Source organism: Rhodococcus sp. I2R (assembly GCF_020889545.1).
GTDB lineage: Bacteria > Actinomycetota > Actinomycetes > Mycobacteriales > Mycobacteriaceae > Rhodococcoides.
Map to the genome: position 1 here is coordinate 64691 of NZ_JAHUTG010000012.1, position 20955 is coordinate 85645.

Here is a 20955-nt window from a genome sequence, read left to right on the forward strand (position 1 = left end):
GATCGAGGTTGTGCACCGTTTTCGCCTGAAAACCGTGCACAACCTCGATCTCAGCGTGCCATCATTGAAGTTCCGATCCCATGACGCCGCAGGCTATGGAGCAGAACGTGGACGATTACTACGATCTGGGCAATCACTCTCGGCAAGTCACCACATCCGTTCCGGATGCGCAGAAATGGTTCGATCGCGGGCTCGTGTGGTCCTACGCGTTCAATCACGAAGAGGCTGTGAAGTGCTTCTCGAAAGCGATCGAAAAGGACCCGACGTGCGCTATGGCGTACTGGGGTCTGGCCTACGCGCTCGGTCCCAACTACAACAAGCCGTGGGAGTTCTTCGACGAAGCAGAGCTGACGACCACCGTGGCTCGTACGCACAGAGCGGCCGAAGATGCTGCCGGAGCCGCCGACGACAACCACACGAGCGTCGAACGGGAACTGATCGAGGCACTGCGGTACCGCTACCCTGTGTCCGAGACCGCAGTCGGAGCGGACTCGTCGGAACAACCCTGGTCCGTGTGGAACGACGAGTACGCCGACGCGATGCGCGCGGTGTATCTCAACCACCCCGCCGATCTGGACGTCGCGACGTTGTTCGCAGATGCACTCATGAACCTCACGCCGTGGGAACTCTGGGACCTACGCACTGGTGAACCAGCGCCAGGTTCACGAGCGCTGGAAGCCAGGGAAGTCCTCGACCGCGCGCTCGAATCGGATGGCGGCCATGGCCACCCCGGCGTGCTGCACATGTACATCCACCTCATGGAGATGTCTTCTGCTCCCGAGCAGGCGATGGTCGTGGCAGATCGATTGCGCGGGCTGGTTCCGGATGCCGGCCACCTGCATCACATGCCAACGCATCTCGATGTTCTGTGCGGTGACTATCGACGCGTCGTCAGCTCGAATACCGATGCGATAGCGGCCGACGAGCGATTTCTGAGCCGCGAAGGGCCGATGAACTTCTACACGCTCTACCGTGCGCACAATTATCACTTCAAGATTTACGGTGCGATGTTTCTCGGTCAGTCCGCGGTTGCCATCGACACCGCTACTGCGCTCGAGTCGGCGATACCAGAGGACCTGCTCCGCGTCGAAAGTCCGCCGATGGCGGATTGGCTGGAGGGTTTTCTCGCAATGCGGGTGCACGTGTACATCAGATTCGGTCGATGGCAGGACATCATCGAGTTGGAGATGCCGTCGGATCCGGACTTGTACTGCGTGTCCACAGCGATGATGCATTACGCCAAAGGCGTTGCCTACTCGGCGACGTCGCAGGTCGAGCATGCTGAGCGGGAGAGCGATCTGTTCAGGAGCGCATTGACCCGGGTTGCACCCTCGCGCACTCTGTTCAACAACACGTGTCTCGATATTCTCGCCGTCGCAGGTGCCATGTTGGAAGGTGAGCTCGAGTACCGGAAGGGCAACTACGACCGAGCCTTCGACGCGTTGCGTCGGTCGATCGAGCTGGACGACGGTCTTCCCTACGACGAGCCGTGGGGATGGATGCAACCGACACGGCATGCCTACGGCGCCTTGCTGCTGGAACAGGGTCACGTCGAGGACGCTGCGGCGGTGTACCGCGCAGATCTGGGTCTCGACGCCACGTTGCCGCGACCCCTGCAGCACCCGTCCAACGTATGGGCACTACACGGGTACCACGAGTGCCTTCTTGCTCTCGATCGCAGCGCCGAGGCCCACATCATCGAACAGCAGCTCGAGCTTGCTGTCGCCATGGCCGACGTTCCGGTCGAGTCGTCATGCTTTTGCCGAATGACCGCGACGCCGGGCGACCGATCAGGTGCGCATCACTGCTGTTCGGACTGATTGCCGTTCCGGCGGGATGCGTACGAAAGACCTTGTCACCAGGCTATACAGGCCGCGTTCGGGCCGGCGCGTTCGGCTACCCGTGAGTAACTACGGCGGCTCGAGTGAGTGATATCCCTCCACCCCGCACAAGATCGCGTTCGAAGTTTAAAGTGAAGGCGGACGCATCCAAAAGACGACGTTGAAACTGAGGCAAAGGCGAACATGACTGCGAAACAGCCGACCATTATCTATACCTTGACCGATGAGGCGCCGATGCTGGCGACTCACGCGTTCCTGCCGGTCATACGCTCGTTCGCCAGCGCGGCCGACATCAACATCGAGTCCAGTGACATCTCCGTCGCCAATCGCATCCTCGCCGAGTTTCCCGACTACCTGACCGAAGACCAGCGCGTCACCGACAACCTGGCCGAGCTGGGACGTTTGACGCAGCTGCCCGAGACCAACATCATCAAGCTCCCGAACATCAGCGCCTCGGTGCCGCAGCTGCACGCAGCGATCAAGGAACTGCAGGACAAGGGCTACGCGATTCCCGACCTGCCCGACAACCCCAAGACCGAAGAAGAACGCGAGATCCGCACCCGGTACACCAAGTGCCTCGGCAGTGCGGTCAATCCCGTTCTCCGCGAGGGTAACTCGGACCGGCGCGCGCCCAAGGCCGTCAAAGAGTTCGCGCGTAAGCACCCGCACAGCATGACCGAGTGGTCGATGGCCTCGCGCACCCACGTCGCGCACATGCGTGAGGGCGATTTCTACCACGGCGAGAAGTCGACGGTCGTCGACGGCGACCGTGAGATCAAGATGGAACTCTTGCCCGCCGACGGCGAGCCGATCGTGCTCAAGGAGAAGGTCTCGCTCACCGACGGCGACGTCATCGACTCCATGTTCATGAGCAAGAAGGCACTTCTCGAGTTCTACGAGGCGGAGATGCAGGATGCCTACGAAACAGGCGTCATGCTCTCCCTCCACGTCAAGGCAACCATGATGCGCGTCTCGCACCCGATCGTGTTCGGTCATGCCGTGCGCGTGTTCTATAAGGACGCGTTCGCAAAGCACAATGAGCTCTTCGAAGAGCTGGGCGTCAACGTCAACAACGGTCTGTCGGATCTGTACAGCAAGATCGAGGCCCTTCCGGCGTCCAAGCGCGACGAGATCATCGAGGACCTGCACAAGTGCCACGAGACTCGCCCGGAACTGGCGATGGTCGACTCGGCACGCGGTATCTCGAACTTCCACTCGCCCAGCGACGTCATCGTGGACGCATCCATGCCCGCGATGATTCGCGCCGGCGGCAAGATGTGGGGCGCCGACGGCCGGCCGAAGGACACCAAGGCCGTCAACCCCGAGTCGACGTTCTCCCGCATCTACCAGGAGATGGTGAACTTCTGTAAGACGAACGGCCAGTTCGATCCGACAACCATGGGTACCGTCCCCAACGTCGGCCTGATGGCGCAGCAGGCCGAGGAGTACGGCTCGCACGACAAGACCTTCGAGGTGCCGACGGCGGGCATCGCCAACATCACCGATATTGCGACCGGCGAGGTGCTGCTTACGCAGACCGTCGAAGAGGGCGACATCTGGCGCCTGTGCATCGTCAAGGACGCGCCGATTCAGGACTGGGTTGCGCTGGCTGTGCGACGCGCGCGCGAGTCGGGAATGCCGGTTGTCTTCTGGCTCGATCCGTACCGCCCGCACGAGAACGAGCTGATCGGCAAGGTGCGCACCTACCTGTTGGATCACGACACCGAAGGTCTGGACATCCAGATCATGTCGCAGGTTCGCGCGATTCGGTACACGATGGAGCGTCTGGTCCGCGGGCTCGACACCATCTCCGCAACCGGCAACATTCTGCGTGACTACCTCACCGACCTGTTCCCGATCCTCGAACTCGGCACCAGCGCCAAGATGCTCTCGGTCGTGCCGCTCATGGCCGGCGGCGGACTGTACGAGACCGGTGCAGGCGGATCTGCACCCAAGCACGTCAAGCAGCTGATCGAGGAAAACCACCTCCGTTGGGATTCGCTCGGTGAATACCTGGCGCTCGCAGTCAGCCTCGAAGACCTCGGCCGCAAGACCGAGAGCACCAAGACGACTCTGCTCGCGAATGCTCTGGACGCGGCGACCGGCAAGCTCCTCGAGAACAGCAAGGGACCCTCGCGTTCGACAGGCGAGCTCGACAACCGAGGCAGCCAGTTCTACCTCGCGATGTACTGGGCGCAGGAACTTGCTAACCAGACCGAGGACGAGGAATTGGCCAAGCATTTCGCCGGTCTGGCGAAGACGTTGGCCGAGAACGAAGAAACGATCATCAAGGAAATGAACAACGCGCAGGGCAAGCCGGTCGACATCGGTGGCTACTACTACCCGGACCCCGAAGCCACCGCCGCCGTCATGCGCCCCAGCAAGACGTTCAACGACGCGTTGGAGTCGGCTCAGCAATAGGCGCCTTCGGCGCACGTGAGCGGAAATGCGTAGCCCGCTATGCATTTCCGCTCACATAGGGTGGGTCGGTCTACCGCATGAACGGACCAAGCGCACCCGGAGTGCTCCTCAATCCAGCTGCTGCGCAGTGTCTGCAGTCTTCAGCGCGGGCAGCTCGACCGGATACAACTGAAAATGGCCTTTCATACCCTTGAGCGCAACCTCGCGCGGAGTGCCCAGCGAGATGTCGTAAGCCTCGCCGAGAGCGTCTCGAACCGGTTCGCTGACCAGAATTTCGCCACCCTCGGCCTGGCCCGCGACGCGCGCGGCCATAGCGACATTGAGCCCGAAGAGATCGTCGCCCCGCCTTACCGAGCTGCCCACGTGGACGCCCATACGCACCCGAATGTTGTTCCAGCGATCGGGTTTGTCCGCCAGAGCCTGTTGCACGCGAATCCCGCATCGCACAGCCTTTGCCGGGTCGGAGAACGCGATCATGAAGCCGTCGCCCTGATTCTTGACGACGTGTCCGCCATGGATTTCGACCTGCTTGGTGATCAGCCTGTTGTGCCGTTCGAGCAGCTTCAACCAGCCCCGGTCTCCCATGTCCTCGTTGCGTGCGGTGGATCCTTCGATGTCCGAGAACATGACGACGATGTCACCGTCGGCGGTCATTCTGGCGAGGTCAGGCCGTTCGACCCTGGCCCAGCCCGCCAAGTCCTCCACGGAGTTGCGCACGGTCGCGCCGATACCTTTGTTGAGCAAAGAGTCAGCCGTATGGAAGACCGTTCTGATCGCTAGCGGGGCCACGCCACGTCGCAGACGTCGACCAGGTGTGTTGTTGCGGGCGCGCTCGAGTGCGCGCCGCGCTCCGGTGAGCTGTCGGCGCGAGACGATGATCCATACACCGAGCCCGATGATCACGGCGAGCTCGATCGAGGCTGCAATTATCCACAGAGTCACACGTTCATCATTGCCTTCGACGCCCCGTTGCAGCGAATAATCTCGACATGTCCGACAAAACCATACAGTCGGGTTCGGCTTGAATTGGGGACGGAAACGTATGCGATTCGCTTTCAGGGGCAAGTGGTCCTTCAAATGAGGACTGTCGACCCTACCTGGGGGAGCGGATGCGGAGTGGAATCGAAAGGGTCGCCACTGATGAACCCTCACGCTTGGAGCCAACGATGAGCACTCTGTCCCCCCGCAGCCCTCGCCAGTCTTGGATGACACAGCCGTTCTGGTCGGATTTGATGAGCAGGTTCGAGGACATTTCCCCCGGGGCCGCACTCGACGGTCAGATGATCCGCGTCGAGGAACACCTCGACAAAGGCCGCTACACCTTGCGTGCCGAACTACCCGGGATGGACCCGGACAAGGACGTCGACATCAGCGTCCGCGACGGACAATTGACGATAACGGCCGAACGCACCGAAGAGCGGCGTGAAGGCATCCGGTCCGAGTTCCACTACGGCAGCTTCTATCGGTCGATGCCGCTACCCGTCGGCGCACAGGAAGACGAGATCGACGCCTCCTACACCGATGGTGTCCTGAGTATCACGATGCCGGTGACCGACTCTCCTACAGCGGAGAAGCACATCGAAATCAAGAAGACCAACGGCGACGCCGCCAATGCCGAGGCCGACACCAAACCCGACGCCGACGTCGAGGCGAATGCCGACGGCGAAAAGAACGACTGACCACACCGTCTACACGTCGAAAGGCGTTGCACCCAATGATTTTACCGCCGGGATAGGCCGGATTGCCTTCCCTCTACCCGAGGAGCTGATCACCATGTCGTCATCGACGCATTCCACGATGCACACGCACCCGGATATTATGGCGCTTCGCGAGCGCTACGACCAGGCAGCAGAAAAGCCCACCGTTCAGGTTGCGGACGGTGTGATGATGATGGCGGGGTTGTACGCGGCGGGGTCCGCCTGGATCATCGGCTTCGCCGACCAGGCCCTGGCTGTGCCCAACCTGATTGCAGGTATTGCGATCGCTCTGTTGGCGGCCGCGTTCGGTTCGGCCTACGGCCGAACTCACGGCATGAGTTTCATCGCACCGCTACTCGGTGTCTGGATGATCGTGGCCCCCTGGGTTGTCGCAGACGTGACCACCAGTACCGCGATGATCTGGTCGAACGTGGTCGTCGGTGCGCTGGTGTTCGTGCTGGGGATGGTCGCCGTGGCTACGGGCACCGACATGCTGAAGCGATCATCCTGAGGCGCGGTTGCGTCAGGTCGTGAGTTCGAGTTGCTGACCGCTCGGTCGGATCCGAGTTCGGTGGGGGAGTCGCGCGCTCAGAACGAATACCAGTGACTAGATGACGACAGAGCCTGCGTTACCTCCGTACGCCGGTGTCACGCGTGCGCGAACTGCCTCCTGTACGCCGTCGGATTCACCCCGAACGCGGACGTGAAATTCTGACGGAACGTTGTTGCGCTTCCGAAACCGCAAGCGTCCGATATTCTCTCGATGCTCTGGTCGGTCGTCTCGAGGAGGCTTCGCGCCTCGTTCAGTCTTTGCTCGAGCACCCATCGCGCTGGGGTTGCGCCGGTAGCACGCTGGAACTGCCTGATGAAACTTCGACGGCTCATCCGCGCCTGCTCGGCGAGCCGCTCGATCGACAGCGGCTCGTGGAGTCTTCCGAGGACCCATTGCATGACGTCGGCGATGGCGGTGTCTTCGGCGGCTTTTGTCAGTGGGCGTTCGATGTACTGTGCCTGCCCGCCGTCTCGGTGCGGTGCGACGACCAGGCTTCGGGCGACGCGGGTGGCCGCCGCGGAACCGAGGTGCTTGCGGACGATGTGCAGGCACGAGTCGATCGACGACGCCGTTCCAGCCGAGGTCATGACGTCACCGTGGTCGATATAGAGCACGGATTCGTCGACGTTGGCCTGGGCGTTGCGCTCGCGGAGATCGGCCATCTTGGTCCAATGCGTTACGGCGGCGCGGCCTTCGAGCAAACCGGTATCGGTGATCGGGAAGGCGCCGAGGCAGAGTCCCGCGACCTCGGCGCCCCTCCGATGCGCCGTGCGGAGCTGTTCTCTCAGAGCGTCGCCGATCGGTGGCAGTGCATCCGGCCACGACGGGACGATGACGATATCGGCCCACTCGACGGCGGCGGGCCCCGCGATGTCACCGAGGGTGTAGCCCTCCATCGTTCTGACCGAGCCCGCCTGATCGGACCACAGCTGCGTCTTCCAATCAGAGGCAAGGCCGAGGCGGGTCACCTCACCGAACACCATCAGTGGTGCAGCGAGATGAAACATCGTGATGCCGTCGAAGGCATACAGCGCGATCTTCACGAGACCTCCGATCTTGGCGCAAACTCATCGAAAGTATGCATCCGTGCCACTCGTGGATGCAACACCGGGGACCAATGATGGAAAGCAGATCGCACCACCATCGAGGAGAAATCGACATGACCACACCGCACCGCGCACTCATCGTCATCGACGTCCAGCAGGAATACTTCGACGGCGTTCTTCAGATTCAGTACCCACCTCGGAACGAGTCACTCGCGAATATCGTCAACGCACTCGACGTGGCCGCTGCGCAGGATCTGCCCGTCGTCATCGTGCAGCACGAGATGCCCGCGGGGGCTCCGGCATTCGTGAAGGGCACTCCGACGTACGAATTGCACCCCGACATCGAAGCTCAGCTCCAGCCGTCCTGGAAGCGCGTGGAGAAGCAGTACAGCAGTGTGTTCGCTGGCACCGACGTCGCCGATTGGTTGAAGGCACAGGGCGTCGACACCGTCACCATTGTCGGCTTCATGACCAACAACTGCGACCTCGCCACCTCCGCCGACGCCGAGGCACTCGAACTGTCGGTGGAGATCCTCTCCGACGCCACCGGCGCAATCAACCTGTCGAACGAGGCGGGCTCGGTATCCGCTCGGCAAGTGCACGAGACGCTGATGGTGCTTCTGCACTCGAACTTCGCCGCCGTCGCTACGACTGCCGATTGGACCGAGGCAGTCAAGTCCGGGGAAGCCCTCCCGGCAAGCAATCTCGTCATTTCGGCTGCCCAGGGAAACGAGGCAGCTCGCCCGACCGCATGAGGCACAATGTCGGTCATGAGCAGTGCGGGTATCAGCGCGGTGTCGCGTGTCCGATGATCTCGACACACGGCTTCGCGATTCCGCTATGGAGTGGCTCAAGCTGAGGACCAGCGACGGATTGGAGTCGATCAGCTCCACGGACCTGCTCGACTTCACCTTCGACGACCAGCATTTTCGGTTGATGGATCCGCAACGCGGTATTCGCAAGCCCAAGGAGCTGGCGGCGGCTCTGTCCATCCGGACCGTGTATCGCCCCGACGGCGCCAAGCGTCCGTACGAGGACGAGATGGGTGACGACGGACTGCTGCGCTACAAGTGGCGAGGTGAGGATCTCGATCATCCGGAGAACAGGGCGCTGCGGGCGGCGATGGAGCTGGAGTTGCCGCTGATCTGGTTCTTCGGGGTCGGTGTTGCGATGTATCAGCCGATCTTTCCGGTCTACCTACTGGCTGAGGAACCGGAACGGCATCAGTTCGTCATCATTCCCGGTGCGATTCGAGGACTCGTCGACGCCACCTCACCTGCGGAAAGCCAGCTTCGACGCTACGTGATGGCGGAGAGCAAGCGCCGACTGCATCAGCCGGTATTTCGGGCGACCGTCATGCGTGCATACGAGACCCGTTGTGCTGTCTGTTCTCTCGCGCACGGCCAGTTGCTCGACGCCGCACACATCGTTCCGGACTCCGACGAGGCCGGAATCCCGACTGTGCGCAACGGTTTGGCGATGTGCAAGATTCACCACGCTGCCTATGACGCCCACATCATGGGGGTATCCCCGGACTACGTCGTCAAGATTCGGGCCGATCTGCTCGACGAGATCGACGGCCCCATGCTGCAATACGGGCTCAAAGAGCGTCACGATCAAAAACTGATGGTGCTGCCGTCCGTCAGGGCTCAGCGGCCGGATCGGGATCTGCTGGCCCTGAGCTACGACCGATTCCGGTCAGCGTAGGGCTCACACTTTCAGAATCCGACGGGCAGCTTTCGAGATGTCGCAGTCCCCGCTCGCGACGGAGTGGACGATCCCGTTGTAGACCAAGTCCCACAGTTTGGTGTTCTTTTGCGCGTGCCGGAGGACCAGTACGAGCTTGTGCCCGTGGTTATCCTCGAGCTTCATCGCGCGTTGCAGTCCGACGTTGGTCGACCGGATTCGTGTGAGCTCATAGGTCGACACCCACTCTTTCCGCGTCTGTACCCATTGCGAACCAGCTAGGACGCGGTCTCGGCGAGCATCGAAATAGATCAACAAACTCAGTCCGCCACTGAAGCCCCAGGGGAACCAGTCGGTCACCCAGTCGAACCCTCCGGTGATGACTGCGAAGGCCGCTAGACAAAGCACGAAGAAGCCAACGCTGCCCTGGAAAATGTCGCCGCGAGGTTGGGAAAACCACTCCAATGCGACGCCCCACTCGGATGGCGGCCCTCCGGCTTTGTCTGGCATGTCCGGAGCGCTCGTGTGAATCGAGGTCGTCTCGGTTCGTGGCGCCGTAGGCGGGCGCGGTTCGCCGGTCATCTTGTCCGGAATGGGTGAAGGCCTTCTTCTCGATCGCATGTCAGTCAGCGGCCAACTCGATGATCTCGCCAACGCCCCAACCTACAAACACCCCGATACCGACAGCGGCAAGTGTTGCGGGTCCTCCTGCGACACTGGTAAGGAGCAACGTCGTGGCGGCCGTGCCTGCCAAGAACCCGCCAGCGTCCTTCGCGACGACCTTGGCGGCCTCACCGCCGCTCTCGACGCCCTGCAGGTTGTTGTAGATCTGTGCCCCGGTGATCGCAGCGCCGGCAATCGGGATCTTGGACCCAACCGAACCTGCCAAGGGCAGCCCCCTCGTCGCTTGTTCACCAATTTTCTTCGTCAACGACCCCGGTAGCAATGCGCTGTTCTGCGCTGCGTATCGCGCCGCATCGTCCGCTGCAGAAGAAAAAACTGTTGATGCGCGGGCCGCCGAAGTGCGGACGGAATCAGGAAGTGCCTCTCCGGCGATGTCGGCCAAACGCCCCACCTGCGCGGCTCGGGTTTGCGCGATGGATCCCCACTGATCGGCTTGCTGAGCCGCTGTGCCTAGATAGCTGACCGTTCCACCGGCAATCATCCAGGGCGCCGAGCTTCGTAGGCGGTCGAGCCAGCCCTCGCTGTCGGCGAACGTTGCCGAGAGCGTGGAATGAGCGCCGGCCTCGATTGCACGCGCATCATCGACCATCTCTAGGGCGTCGTTGTAGGCCGAAACTTGGGTCGCCTGCTTCGTTCGCTGTTCGATCGTCCATGGACCGGTCAGGGGCAGCGGTTCAGGGTCGCCGATCCACGTCGCGTCGCACGAATTCGGACCGACCCAGAGTCCAGCTGATGCTGCCAGCGTTGCTGCTCTGTTGAGGTGCTCTTTCGCAGTGAGCATGGAGTCGGTGAAGACTCGTAGAGCTGCTGCGAGCGCTGAGGCGTGATCGGATGTTTGTTCGGCTGCTTTGGCCAGCGTCGTGATGGTGTCTCGAAAGTCGTTGCCTGTGGGTGAGTCCCAGACGTACTCCGACTTGTCTCGTGCTTGTTTGAACTTGTCGGCACTAGACTCAGCGACCGTGCTGAGTTCGTCGAGCGCAGCAGCACAGGTGCGGCATGAGTTGATGTCGACGTCGAGGTGTACGTAGATCGGCATCAGCGTGTCCCGTCCGCTGCGTCTGCGATGTCTGCGCCGTTCATGTATTCGGTTGCCGCGTATCCTTCGTCGCAGTCTTGGACGGCGTGCGCGGCCCGCGCGGATGACACGACCAGGTCGGACATGGCCTGTGCCAGGGCAGCGATCCCGTCTCCGATCAGGGCAGTGGACGGTCCGGCGTTGGGCACCTCGGGTGCCTCGTTTCCTGCCGCATCCAGCGTCTGCCCATTGTCGACGAGGAGTTTGGCGGGCTCGTTGAGGTCGCCGATGTCGAGGCCGTACCAACTCATCGGACCGGGTCCGTCATGTAACTCGATTGCCTGGCCTCTGGTTCGCGGAACCGTTTGTCACGTGCAGGGAGTTCGGCGTCCAGAAGAACGACGTCGATGTCGAAGGATGCGAGTATGTCGTCGAGTCCGCCGTCGTCGACCAGCCCCCACGGTTGCCCGTCGCCGCAGCTGCGAACCAGTGAGGCGAGGGAGGTGTAGGCGGTCAACCCGACGCGTCCGTCCGCGAGCCCACGCAGTTCGACGGATCGTACTGTAGCGCCCCCGACTACTGGTTTCAATGGAACGTAGAGCCTCGACGAAGCCCCCTGCTGCTCGGACACTGACCCCCCCGGTAAACCAATGCCGACACCCCCGTCGCGTCAGCGTTGCGATGGAGTGTAGCCGGAGGGAGTGACGGGGTTAGAAGCTCGCCCGGTCGATTCCTTTCGGATCACTCGCTTCGTTGCGTCACCTTGGTGAGGGAGTGTGGACCCGCGCTACTGACGAGTCGTGAGGTTTTCGGTGTGGCGTGCGAGAACGATGGCTCCGTGGGTCGTGCTCCAAAGCCGTTGGGCGTCGGCGGGTGATCCGCACTTTGTGTGGAGCGAGAACTGTGCCAAGACCTGCTCGATCAACGTGGTCCGGTGGGAGGTCTCGACGCCCAAGGACGCGAGATCGTGCTCGAACAGCATTTGGTAGAGGCCAGGGTGGTCGGCCGCCCACTGTGAATAGCGGTCCATCATCGACTCTTGGTCGCCGCTGGGTTCGAGTGCGGCCAAGCACTGCTCAGCGGCGTCGTCGAAAACCGCGGTCAACAATGCGGATCGGGATCCGAACTTGGAGTAGACGCACATCGTCGATCGCCCGGATGCGGCGGCAAGTGCGCGGACCGAGGTATCGCTCGCGGTGCCCGACGACAGATACGCCAACGTGCCGGACATCAGCTGTTCGCGAACCGTGGGTGACGTCAATTCACACTCCATCCGTTGACTTTCGGCGCCTGCCACACCACTATAACGACTGTTATCAATAACAGTCGTTATCGAGGAGGCATCATGTCCGTTACTCCCGTTCAGCAATCGATCACTCGAACCCTGCCGCTACGATCGGCCGCCTGGTGGGGCTTCGCAGCAGCTGTGGTCCTGCTGGTCAACGCCGCCAAACGAGCTGAACTTCTGCCGACGGCAGCATGGACGCAGCTTCTCGCACCAGGTGCAGAAATCTTCGCGATCTTCTTCGTCATCGGCCTTGCGGTCGTCACCGGGATGAGCGGACGGTTCGCTGTCTTGGCGACATCCTTGAACATTGCGGCCCTCGCGGCCTTGGTGGCAGCCGAAGCGGTCATCAATCTGGTGTTCATCGAACTGCCGCAAGAGCAGATCGATGTATTGCTCGACGGCCCGCTCGGAGTCGCCTTGGTCATCGCGTCAATGGCATTCTTGATTGGCACCTTGTGTTTTTCTGCGGCGTGCGCGTTGGCGCCGACTCGCCCGCCCATGCTCGCTCTGGTCGGCTACGCGGTGTCGGGGACTGTGATTGCGTTGCGCGCCTTCGTTCCCGAGGCTGCCCTCCTGGCTGGTATCAGCGTGTTGGCGATATCGATCGCCGGGCTCAGCGTCTGGCTGTTGCGTACGATTGCTCGGACTTCGGTGGCTTCAGACCACGCGACCGAACGACGTTCATAGCGGCCGCAGCACAGATTGTCAGAACAGGGTCGGCGCGGCGTGGCTACCGAAACGTGCTTCGCGGACTCGGGCGCTCCAGCGCTGCACGAGCCACATCTCGACGAGTTCGGGTCTGGTGCCGATATCGGTTGCCCACCTGGTGAGGAGGGCGACGTAGCGGTCGTAGCGGCGTAGCGTGAACCCGGTGACGGCGGGGTCTTCCAGCCAACCTTCGTGGATGAGGGTGGACACCCCGAATTGGTCGATCAGCTGTGCCGGGCCGCCTGCCACGGATCCTTTGACGGCCCAGAGAAAAGTGGCCATCAAAGACACACCGACGCCCGGAGCATCCGGCCACCCGGACCAGGATTCGGTCGGGAGGTCGGGGAGTCGACGGTCACGTACGCAGCTGTCGAGGACAGTGAGTGTCTTGGCGAGCGGACTCTCGTTGGGGCGGGTCAAGTGCGGGTTGTGTCACCACCTGCGAGGTCGGTGCCGATGCGAAGGTCGTTGCGCTGTACCGTCGCGAAGCCGTCGGTGACGAATTTCCCGTCGAGATTGCGTCCGCTCAGTCGAATGTCATGACCCGCGCGCTCGAGGTGCTTGTTCCACCAGTCAAGGTCCACCACGACGCCGTCGTCTAGGACGTTCAAGTCGTAACTGCGGAGTTGGCACCATTGCACACACGCCGTTGGGGGCGCGAATCCCTCGTCGAAATGTGACATGCCGACATCCTGGCAGGACGCACCGACAAGAATGATCGAGTCTCACCAGCTCGATGTCTTCGTTGCTACGCTCGGTGGAGGACGCTGATGTGACTCCAGTCGTCTTCATCGGCAACGGATGTGGCAGCGGGTTCCGTTGAGTCTGGACTGTGCGTCAATCCGAGTGCGTCCAGAATTTCGGCGCCGGCAGGGCTGACACCCAACTCTCCGACAGTGCCAAACTCTCTTCGTTTACGTCCGACCATTCTCGAGCGGTCCTTGGGTATTGAGGCACAACAGTTCCCGTCAAATGTAGTAGCCGAACAATCGTTCAATCTCAGCGATCGCCAACTGGATGGCTGGCGTGGTTCCTTCGGCGAGGATCGTCCTAGCTTCCTGCAAGATCTGTGCACGGCCGGACCCCTGCAACTCGTCAAGCTTGGTAACCATCCTGTCCGTATCGGGATCCTCCAGCCTCTCTCTTAGGTCCTGCAGCACGGCGACCAGTCCAGACCTTCCGACTCCAGTCACGAGAGATTCGGCTACAGATACCTGCACAGCAATGTCATCATCATGCAACATCTCAATTAGCCGGAACTCCAAATAGGGGGTCAGGCAAGAACCTGGCCATTCTTGACGCTGCTTGGTCTCTCGAATAATAGTCCGTCGTGTGCGAACTATCTATCGACCGGTCTATTGGATTGTCAGTCATGGGATCTCATCCGGGGTGGCAGCGCGCACATTCCGAGTAAGTTCACGTGGGAAGGTCTGCCCGGTGGCGGGGTTTCTGTCATGGACTATATCAACCACATGTGGTGTCGGTATTTCGTTGTGGCTTTAACCGGTGACGTCCATTCGTTTGATGCTCCTTCCCTCATCGTAATATTGGATGTAGTGGGTCACGTTTCCCTCATGGTCGCGACGGGCCAAGAACCCGTTGGCGGTCCGTCGGTGTTCGCAAACTTTCCTCGGACAGTTTGCGCTAGGTCCAACTGTTGACGCACTGGAATCCGGTTCAGTTTGTCAACGCCCGGGATCCTGCTCGGCAGGGGCAATTCCCCTGACGTGGTGGATATTCGGTGAGGCGGCGTAGCCGCAGCTCGGGCGCGTCGTGCCCGTGTTGTGGGTGGGCCATCGTGTAGTGATTGACGAGTTACCTCTCACAGTGGCTCGACCACAGGACCCACGCGATGACCCACGACCATTCTGCCCTGATCGCCCAGCTCGACGCACTCAAGTGCCGACCCGGCGCGGGTGTTCGCCGAACGGCCTCTCGGGGGTGCATCTGGTGATCTCCGATGCGCATGCGGGGTATAGAGCTGCTGTGACGCAGCAGTTCGCTGGTGTGTCGTGCAGCGGTGCCGGGTGCATTTCATGCGGAACGTCACCTCGGCGGTCTCGTCGAAGCAGGTACCTCCGGTGACGGCGGCAATCAAGACGTTCTTCGCGCATACTGAGCCGGAAGCTGTTGCCCATCAATGGGATCAAGTCGTCGACACCCTGGCTGAGTCGTTCCCGAAGGTGGCGGCGATGATGGAAAGCGCGAAGGCGGCCCTGCTGGCGTTCCGGTCGTTCCCGAAATCGCATTGGCAGAGGATCTGGTCGAACAATCCGATCGAACGGCTCAACAAGGAGATCATCGCCAGGAAGAAACGCGCAGCAGCATCACCAGACACAACCGCCGAACCGTTGACACCGCAACTCGAAAGCGCCTATCATGCAACATAACTCGTTGATCACGAACCAGATGGTGCACCGAACTGCACCACTTCATGGGGCGCTATCGGAGTTCCACGGACCTACCGGAGCTGCCCCATCTTCTTGATCCGTCTGCCAGCAGAAGGACTGTGTCCCAATTGCTTCTCGGGCGGGTCGCGTCTACCTTCGGCTCGCTCGTAGACTCGAGCGATGGATGCAACGGGCACAGGGGCGAGAGATCGACCTACTGACGTGCGCGCCGCGCTACTCGACGCGGCGGAGGTCGAGGTCGGCGAGCGCGGTGGAGGCAAGCTGAGCCTCCGCGCCGTGGCCCGGCGGGCGAACGTATCGCACCAAGCGCCAGCCCATTTTTTCGTCAACCGAATGGGATTGTTGACGGCTCTGGCCACCCGGGGCACGGAGCGTCTCCGCTGTGCGCTCATTGACACCGTCGCTGCCGCGGAAGGGCAGGATCCCTTGGTGCGCCTCGCAGACCTGGGCATGACATACGTCGACTTCGCAGTAGTCAACAGAGGGCTGTTCGTTCTGGCCTCGAGTCCGGACCAGATCGACATCCGAGACCCGGAGCTCACCCGCGTTCGTCGCGCTGCGTGGGACGTTCTGGCCGACACGGTCGCCGAAGCCCAGCGTGACGGTTGGCGCACGGACCAGGACACGGACATCGTCGCCATGCTTTGTTGGTCCATGGTGCACGGCAGCGCAGGTCTGTGGCGGGACGGATGGCTTGAATTCCAACACGGCGATGAGGCTCGGCGCGCCATTCGGAAGATGCTCACGACCATTCTGTAGGACGCGATCACTTGACACTGGCAACCATCGGTTGTCATCATCAGACATGACAATCTCAACTGAATCGCCTGGCGTCGTGACGAGCACTGCGGATACCGATGTGGTGATCGTTGGGGGAAGCGTTGCAGGGTCCACTACTGCGACGCTGTTGGCCAGGCACGGTGCACGGGTCACCGTGGTCGAACGGTCCGCGGATCGGCCACAACAAGCAACTGTGCACCCACGAGATCATTGCCCTCTCTGTGCCGGTCGTTGAGCGCCTCGGCATCCTGGGCGAATTGCGTAAGGCTGCCGGGCCGCAGGGGCCTACCGACATCTGGACTCGATACGGCTGGATAAGGCCGGGCTTCGGTGGTGATCTGTTCGCAGAAGGCATCAATGTGCGACGGTCGGTGCTGGATCCGCTTGTGAGGTCCGTAGCTTTGGCAACCGAGGGCGTCGACTATCGCGCGGGACCACGGGTCTTTGCCGTGCATCGCGATCCGGGCGGTCGTCTCATAGGAGTTCGCGTCCAGCGCGGCGGACAGGTCGCCGACATCTTTGCGCGAGTCGTCATCGGAGGGGACGGTGCCTCGTCGGCGGTGGCGACCCTGGCGGGGTGGAAGCCAGAACGCTGCCGCACAACAGGTTCGGGCATGCGGCGTATTGCGAGGGCATGCCGCGCAACGAAGACGACGACGGAATCGCTCGCTCGCGGATCTGGATGCTCGATCCCGACATCGCCTACCACTTTCCGACCGATGGGGGTCTCACGATGGGTGTGCTCTGCGCCGATGCGAACAGAAGAACGTATTGCTGCGTTCAAGGCCGACCTCGACGGGGAAGTTGTGTCGATGATGTCTTCGCTACCGGATGGCCCAGATCTCTCCTCGGCGCACAGAGTCGGTACATGGCGCGGCGTCGTTACAAGTGAGAACTCCCGGCGACAGGTTTCGTCACCAGGGCTTGCCTTCGTTGGTGACGCTGCTCAGGTCACGGACTTCGTGTGGGGTACCGGGTGCGGCTTCGCCGCTGCGGGGGCGCAGTGGTTGGCCGACGGCCTCGGCCCTGTCCTTGCGGAGGGCAAGTCGGATCGAGCAGTTGACGCAGCGTTAAGGTCGTATCGCCGCCCGCACCGGCACGAATTCGGGATGCATCACCGACTGATCGCCGGGTTCTCCACAGGCCGTACGTTCAACCCGATCGAGAAGCTCGTTTTCCGCGGCGGTGCCTGGAGCGACAGGGTTGCGCAAGCGGTCTCCACGATGGGTGCGCGCACAGTCTCGCCGCTGCGCGCGATCACCCCGCCCATATTGGCCAGAGCTGCGCTCGCGCGGCGCGTGAGGCCCTCACCGATCGGAGTCTGACATGTTTGTCCGCTTTCTCGCTGCGATGACCGTCGTCGGCTTTCTCATACCCAACGCTATGGTCATCGCTTTCGTCGTCCAGGAGGGCCTCGACCCCGGCCGGTATTTCGGGTTGTGGGTCGACTCGCTTCCCTCGTTGCAACTGACGATCGACCTGGCGCTCGTGTCGCTGGTTTTCGCCGTCTGGTCCATGATCGACGCACACCGTAGATCTGCTCGCTGGTGGTACGTGATTCCGGCGACACTCCTCGTCGGCATCTGTTTTGCCGTTCCGCTCTACCTCTTCCTGCGAGAACGACAGCATGCCGGTGTATTCGAGGTCGAGAACGCAGATCGGTGACAAGCGAGCTTGGCTGATCTGTAGCAAAATGATTCCAGGTACCGGTCTCGGAATGTTGCCGCCGCACCGTGTGGCATCACGGTCCGAGGTGGAAGAAGTCCACTGCACTTTGTTCCACCTGTTTGCGGTCAGGCCTTTCTCCGGTGCACGTATGCGCGAGACCATCACCAGCGTCGAGACGCTGGTTTCCTAGCTGCGGTCCCGTGCGCCGGCCCGCACGTCCTCGGCCTGTATGCCCGGCTTCGAACCGGCGGGCACACGACAATCGAGAACATCTCCGAGTGACAGACCACCGAATATGGTCCTGTGCCGATAGCAATAGCGCGTGTAGGTGGCCTGCCGATCGTGCAAGGCTGAGCGTTCAGCCAGGAATGCCGAGCAGCCCTCGGGCGGCCTGGTCTATCACCTGAACGGTCGCGCCCGGATCAGCTACTACGAAGCTCGGCACGGTGGTGACGTCGCACCCCGATCGTCGGGACGGTGCCGGCTCTGTCGTTCTCCGATCGAGCCAATCGAGACTCAGGGGCAACCCGGTCACTGCGGTGGTGAGGTGCAGGGACAGAGATTCGCGTCGGACCGTCAGGTCGGCACCGCGTGCACATTCGGATGCCACGTAGTCGTCGACATCGGCAACAGGCACGACCTCGTCTCCCACACCGTGGTAAATCAGTCGAGCTTGCTCGACAATCGACCGGATTTCGGGTCCGCCCAGACGGCCCGGAAGTCTTCGGTGAAGGCGAGATCAACTGCCGGTGCGCCTCTCCCACATCCGGTCAGAGGACTCCCACCGTGCGGGCCGCGGCGGCGATCGTCGCCACCCGTCGGCCGAGGTGTTCGGCTGTGCGCAAATCGGATTCGGATGGAGCGACGGCAGGTGCGGCGTCCGACGCCGAGAGCGCCATCGCTCCAAGGAAGCTGCCCAGCCTGTTCGGGTCTTCCGCTGTGCCCTCTGCGGAGTACAACCACCCTGGCGGCAGTCCCAGGTTGATCCAGTGCATACCGTGTTGAGCGGCCAGTATCGCGAAACTCATGAGGGTAGCGAGTTTGTCTCCGTTCACCCCGGCAGAGTTGGTGAATCCGGCCGCGTACTTGTTCCGCCACCGTTGGCTGGACCAGGCTGCAGATGATTCTTCGGCGAAGCGCCGAAACTCCGCCGATGCCCCGCCCATGTACGTCGGGGATCCGAAGATGATGGCGTCGGACATGTCGAGTACGTCCCACATGTTCGTGGGCGGGTCGGCGACGTCGAACAAGTGAACTGTGGCGTCGTCGATTGCGGCGCCGCGGGCGACTGCGGCAGCCTGTCGGGCCGTGTGGCCGTAACCGCTGTGAAAGACGATGGAAATGGTGACGGCGTTCATGAATTGTCTCCTGTGACATGGTGTGTGGTCGGTGTCGGCGCTGAGCGCAGGCTGTGGTCGGTGGCGGCGACGAGGTGCTCGAAGAGGTTCGTTGCGTCGCGGTGATCGGTGAGGAGTGGGGCGCCCTGACCCGACCAGAGTGCGAGCAGTTCGATCTCGCCTTGGCGGGCCGCCGCCGCTCTGATCGGTGCCGTGAGCCAGTTCTGCTGTGGATACGTCGGCACGTCGACGGACTCGAAGGCGTCGAGAAAGTCATTGCGAATTCCGCGAGCGAGTCTGCCCGAGAATGCCGTGGTGAGGGCGGTATGCCGGGCACGTGGTGATCGAAGTGCGTGTTTGTGGGCGTCGGGAGCGCCGGACTGGTCGGTGGCGAGGAATGCTGTGCCGATCTGGACGGCCTCGGCGCCCAACATCAGCGCCGAAGCAATCCCGCGTCCGGTGGCGATTCCGCCGGCGGCGATGACGGGGATGTCGAGCGCTGCCGAGAGTTGCGCGGTGAGTGGGCCGGTGGCGACGGAGTCGGCGGCGGGACGAAGGAACGCAGGACGGTGCCCGCCGGCCTCGTAGCCAGAGGCGACCACAGCGTCGACACCGGCATCCTGCAATGCCCGCCCTTCATCGAGATGCGTGGCCGCGCCTACAGTTCGGATTCCTCTGTGTCGGCATTCGGACAGTATTTCGGGGCGGGGGATACCGAAGACGAAGCTGAACACTGCAGGTCTACGTTCCAGCACGGCCTCCACCTGCGCTTCGAAATCTGGGGACGACGCATCCTGGTAGGCGGGGGGTTCCAATCCGACTCGCTGGAACCACGGCCGTAGCGCACCGGAGTAGGTGTCGTGGGTGGTCCGATCGAGGTGGCGCGGTTGATCGGGTAGCGGCACCCACAGATTCACCGCGAACGGCTGATCCGTTGTGGATTGCAGCTGGCCGATCGTGGCGTCCAGATCCTGAGGGGAAAGGTGGTGTGCGCCGAAGGACCCGAGACCGCCGGCCTCGGAAACGGCAGCCGTCAGCGCTATCCGTGAGATGCCTCCGCCGAATGGGCCCTGCACTATCGGGTATCGGAGGTCGAATTTCTGTGTGAAAGGCGTGCGGGTCCAATCTGTCATCACGATGCTCCTGGTCTCGTCGAGATCTTCCAGACGAAGACTAGACGACCGGTCAACTAAAAAGCAATCAATAGTTGACCGGTTGTATAGTGGCCGGATGGGACGGACCAGTACTGCTCGCGATCGGATGCTCGACGCTGCCTGCTCGCTCATCCGTAACCAGGGGTACGAGGGCGTCGGGGTCGCTGAAGTGTGTTCCGTGGCCGATGTGCGTAAGGGAAGCTTCTATCACTACTTCGAATCCAAGCAGGCGCTGACCCGCGAAGTGATCAACGAGCAGTGGCGGCACGAGCGCGCACGATGGGTCGCAGTGCTTTCGGCGCCGGGACAACCCTTGACGCGTTTGGAGGCTTTGTTCGGCATGCACGTGGATGACATTCGCGAACAACAAGATTCGAACTTCGTCAACGGTTGCCTCTTCGCCAACTTGTCGTTGGAGTTGTCGACGCGAGACGCGGCCATTCGGTCGGACCTGCAGTCGGTATTCGACGATCAAATCGCCTTGGTCGCAGAGGTCCTCGACGACGCAGTCGCCGACGGTTCCCTGCGCGTCGCAGACACCACTGCTCATCTTGCGGCAGCAATGCTCGCCCAGTTGGAGGGAACAATTCTGTTCGCGAAACTGCGGAACGACGCCTCGGTCCTCGACGGGTTGTGGAGTCAGATCAGCCGCCTCGTGGCCTGACC

The 20955-nt window shown here is 61.9% G+C and carries 21 protein-coding genes and 3 pseudogenes; 13 read left to right on the forward strand and 11 right to left on the reverse strand.

Annotated features, from left to right (window positions below):
* The first annotated feature begins 95 nt into the window (after window positions 1-95).
* Entirely contained in the window at window positions 96-1820 is a 1725-nt protein-coding gene (locus tag KVY23_RS14395) for a hypothetical protein (RefSeq protein WP_371829882.1), read from the forward strand.
* Between the two features lie 204 nt (window positions 1821-2024).
* On the forward strand, window positions 2025-4262 hold the full coding sequence (locus KVY23_RS14400) for an NADP-dependent isocitrate dehydrogenase (RefSeq protein WP_230557165.1): 2238 nt from the start codon (window positions 2025-2027) through the stop codon (window positions 4260-4262).
* A gap of 108 nt (window positions 4263-4370) precedes the next feature.
* Here KVY23_RS14400 and KVY23_RS14405 read toward each other — a convergent pair whose 3' ends face one another.
* Window positions 4371-5204, reverse strand: coding sequence for an adenylate/guanylate cyclase domain-containing protein (locus KVY23_RS14405; RefSeq protein ID WP_230557166.1), 834 nt, complete (start codon window positions 5202-5204; stop codon window positions 4371-4373).
* Between the two features lie 224 nt (window positions 5205-5428).
* Between KVY23_RS14405 and KVY23_RS14410 the strand changes: the two are divergent.
* Both KVY23_RS14410 and KVY23_RS14415 read left to right on the forward strand, forming a co-directional pair.
* Window positions 5429-5860: pseudogene (locus tag KVY23_RS14410) on the forward strand (Hsp20/alpha crystallin family protein); the annotation flags it as partial.
* 175 nt (window positions 5861-6035) lie between these two features.
* Entirely contained in the window at window positions 6036-6470 is a 435-nt protein-coding gene (locus tag KVY23_RS14415) for an SPW repeat protein (protein WP_187346691.1), read from the forward strand.
* 137 nt (window positions 6471-6607) lie between these two features.
* On the opposite strand, the gene KVY23_RS14420 is transcribed toward KVY23_RS14415, so the two are convergent.
* A complete protein-coding gene (locus KVY23_RS14420) occupies window positions 6608-7555 on the reverse strand; it encodes a GlxA family transcriptional regulator (RefSeq protein WP_230557168.1) in 948 nt (315 codons plus the stop codon).
* Between the two features lie 116 nt (window positions 7556-7671).
* Between KVY23_RS14420 and KVY23_RS14425 the strand changes: the two genes are divergently transcribed.
* The gene (locus KVY23_RS14425; protein WP_230557169.1) at window positions 7672-8313 is read left to right on the forward strand and encodes an isochorismatase family protein; all 642 of its coding nucleotides are present in this window, start codon (window positions 7672-7674) and stop codon (window positions 8311-8313) included.
* Window positions 8314-8359: 46 nt separating this feature from the next.
* A complete protein-coding gene (locus KVY23_RS14430) occupies window positions 8360-9265 on the forward strand; it encodes an HNH endonuclease (protein ID WP_230557170.1) in 906 nt (301 codons plus the stop codon).
* 3 nt (window positions 9266-9268) lie between these two features.
* Here the strand turns inward: KVY23_RS14430 and KVY23_RS14435 are convergent, their stop codons facing one another.
* The 5 genes from KVY23_RS14435 to KVY23_RS14455 form a co-directional block, all read right to left on the reverse strand.
* On the reverse strand, window positions 9269-9754 hold the full coding sequence (locus tag KVY23_RS14435; protein WP_230557171.1) for a hypothetical protein: 486 nt from the start codon (window positions 9752-9754) through the stop codon (window positions 9269-9271).
* 112 nt (window positions 9755-9866) lie between these two features.
* Complete coding sequence (locus KVY23_RS14440; protein WP_230557172.1) at window positions 9867-10964, reverse strand: hypothetical protein; 1098 nt, start codon at window positions 10962-10964, stop codon at window positions 9867-9869.
* On the reverse strand, window positions 10964-11254 hold the full coding sequence (locus KVY23_RS14445) for a hypothetical protein (RefSeq protein WP_230557173.1): 291 nt from the start codon (window positions 11252-11254) through the stop codon (window positions 10964-10966). The genes KVY23_RS14440 and KVY23_RS14445 overlap by 1 nt, the downstream gene beginning before the upstream one ends.
* On the reverse strand, window positions 11251-11574 hold the full coding sequence (locus tag KVY23_RS14450) for an SAV_915 family protein (protein WP_230557174.1): 324 nt from the start codon (window positions 11572-11574) through the stop codon (window positions 11251-11253). The genes KVY23_RS14445 and KVY23_RS14450 overlap by 4 nt, the downstream gene beginning before the upstream one ends.
* A gap of 156 nt (window positions 11575-11730) precedes the next feature.
* Entirely contained in the window at window positions 11731-12204 is a 474-nt protein-coding gene (locus tag KVY23_RS14455; protein WP_230557175.1) for a TetR/AcrR family transcriptional regulator, read from the reverse strand.
* 84 nt (window positions 12205-12288) lie between these two features.
* On the opposite strand from KVY23_RS14455, the gene KVY23_RS14460 reads away from it, so the two are divergent.
* Window positions 12289-12918: a hypothetical protein gene (locus KVY23_RS14460; protein ID WP_230557176.1), complete on the forward strand. Its 630-nt coding sequence runs from the start codon at window positions 12289-12291 to the stop codon at window positions 12916-12918.
* 18 nt (window positions 12919-12936) lie between these two features.
* On the opposite strand, the pseudogene KVY23_RS25290 reads toward KVY23_RS14460, so the two are convergent.
* Window positions 12937-13622: pseudogene (locus KVY23_RS25290) on the reverse strand (hypothetical protein).
* Between the two features lie 1231 nt (window positions 13623-14853).
* Between KVY23_RS25290 and KVY23_RS14470 the strand changes: the two are divergent.
* The 5 genes and pseudogenes from KVY23_RS14470 to KVY23_RS14490 all read left to right on the forward strand — a co-directional run.
* A pseudogene (locus KVY23_RS14470) lies at window positions 14854-15329 on the forward strand (transposase); the annotation flags it as partial.
* A 180-nt stretch (window positions 15330-15509) separates the two neighbouring features.
* A complete protein-coding gene (locus tag KVY23_RS14475; RefSeq protein WP_230557177.1) occupies window positions 15510-16109 on the forward strand; it encodes a TetR/AcrR family transcriptional regulator in 600 nt (199 codons plus the stop codon).
* 46 nt (window positions 16110-16155) lie between these two features.
* Window positions 16156-16365, forward strand: coding sequence for an NAD(P)/FAD-dependent oxidoreductase (locus KVY23_RS14480; protein ID WP_230557178.1), 210 nt, complete (start codon window positions 16156-16158; stop codon window positions 16363-16365).
* Complete coding sequence (locus KVY23_RS14485) at window positions 16271-17455, forward strand: NAD(P)/FAD-dependent oxidoreductase (protein ID WP_230557179.1); 1185 nt, start codon at window positions 16271-16273, stop codon at window positions 17453-17455. The genes KVY23_RS14480 and KVY23_RS14485 overlap by 95 nt, the downstream gene beginning before the upstream one ends.
* Before the next feature lies 1 nt (window position 17456).
* Window positions 17457-17795, forward strand: a complete 339-nt coding sequence (locus KVY23_RS14490) for a DUF2834 domain-containing protein (protein WP_230557180.1) — start codon at window positions 17457-17459, stop codon at window positions 17793-17795.
* A gap of 361 nt (window positions 17796-18156) precedes the next feature.
* Here KVY23_RS14490 and KVY23_RS14495 read toward each other — a convergent pair whose 3' ends face one another.
* The 3 genes from KVY23_RS14495 to KVY23_RS14505 all read right to left on the reverse strand — a co-directional run bounded on the left by KVY23_RS14495 (window position 18157) and on the right by KVY23_RS14505 (window position 20268).
* Entirely contained in the window at window positions 18157-18507 is a 351-nt protein-coding gene (locus tag KVY23_RS14495) for a lipase family protein (RefSeq protein WP_308070956.1), read from the reverse strand.
* Between the two features lie 61 nt (window positions 18508-18568).
* A complete protein-coding gene (locus tag KVY23_RS14500) occupies window positions 18569-19156 on the reverse strand; it encodes a flavodoxin family protein (RefSeq protein WP_230557182.1) in 588 nt (195 codons plus the stop codon).
* Window positions 19153-20268 carry a nitronate monooxygenase family protein gene (locus tag KVY23_RS14505; protein WP_230557183.1) on the reverse strand — a complete coding sequence of 372 codons (1116 nt, stop codon included), beginning with the start codon at window positions 20266-20268 and terminating at the stop codon, window positions 19153-19155. The genes KVY23_RS14500 and KVY23_RS14505 overlap by 4 nt, the downstream gene beginning before the upstream one ends.
* 97 nt (window positions 20269-20365) lie before the next feature.
* Between KVY23_RS14505 and KVY23_RS14510 the strand changes: the two genes are divergently transcribed.
* Entirely contained in the window at window positions 20366-20953 is a 588-nt protein-coding gene (locus KVY23_RS14510) for a TetR/AcrR family transcriptional regulator (RefSeq protein WP_230557184.1), read from the forward strand.
* Window positions 20954-20955 lie beyond the last annotated feature (2 nt).

What these genes read in the sequence shown, in the direction of transcription:
- KVY23_RS14395 (WP_371829882.1), top strand. Translation starts at nt 96, where the DNA reads ATGGAGCAGAACGTGGACGATTACTACGATCTGGGCAATCACTCTCGG.
- KVY23_RS14415 (WP_187346691.1), top strand. Translation starts at nt 6,036, where the DNA reads ATGTCGTCATCGACGCATTCCACGATGCACACGCACCCGGATATTATG.
- KVY23_RS14435 (WP_230557171.1), bottom strand. Translation starts at nt 9,754, where the DNA reads ATGCCAGACAAAGCCGGAGGGCCGCCATCCGAGTGGGGCGTCGCATTG.
- KVY23_RS14440 (WP_230557172.1), bottom strand. Translation starts at nt 10,964, where the DNA reads ATGCCGATCTACGTACACCTCGACGTCGACATCAACTCATGCCGCACC.
- KVY23_RS14500 (WP_230557182.1), bottom strand. Translation starts at nt 19,156, where the DNA reads ATGAACGCCGTCACCATTTCCATCGTCTTTCACAGCGGTTACGGCCAC.
- KVY23_RS14475 (WP_230557177.1), top strand. Translation starts at nt 15,510, where the DNA reads ATGGATGCAACGGGCACAGGGGCGAGAGATCGACCTACTGACGTGCGC.
- KVY23_RS14510 (WP_230557184.1), top strand. Translation starts at nt 20,366, where the DNA reads ATGGGACGGACCAGTACTGCTCGCGATCGGATGCTCGACGCTGCCTGC.
- KVY23_RS14400 (WP_230557165.1), top strand. Translation starts at nt 2,025, where the DNA reads ATGACTGCGAAACAGCCGACCATTATCTATACCTTGACCGATGAGGCG.
- KVY23_RS14425 (WP_230557169.1), top strand. Translation starts at nt 7,672, where the DNA reads ATGACCACACCGCACCGCGCACTCATCGTCATCGACGTCCAGCAGGAA.
- KVY23_RS14480 (WP_230557178.1), top strand. Translation starts at nt 16,156, where the DNA reads ATGACAATCTCAACTGAATCGCCTGGCGTCGTGACGAGCACTGCGGAT.
- KVY23_RS14505 (WP_230557183.1), bottom strand. Translation starts at nt 20,268, where the DNA reads ATGACAGATTGGACCCGCACGCCTTTCACACAGAAATTCGACCTCCGA.
- KVY23_RS14490 (WP_230557180.1), top strand. Translation starts at nt 17,457, where the DNA reads ATGTTTGTCCGCTTTCTCGCTGCGATGACCGTCGTCGGCTTTCTCATA.
- KVY23_RS14445 (WP_230557173.1), bottom strand. Translation starts at nt 11,254, where the DNA reads ATGAGTTGGTACGGCCTCGACATCGGCGACCTCAACGAGCCCGCCAAA.
- KVY23_RS14460 (WP_230557176.1), top strand. Translation starts at nt 12,289, where the DNA reads ATGTCCGTTACTCCCGTTCAGCAATCGATCACTCGAACCCTGCCGCTA.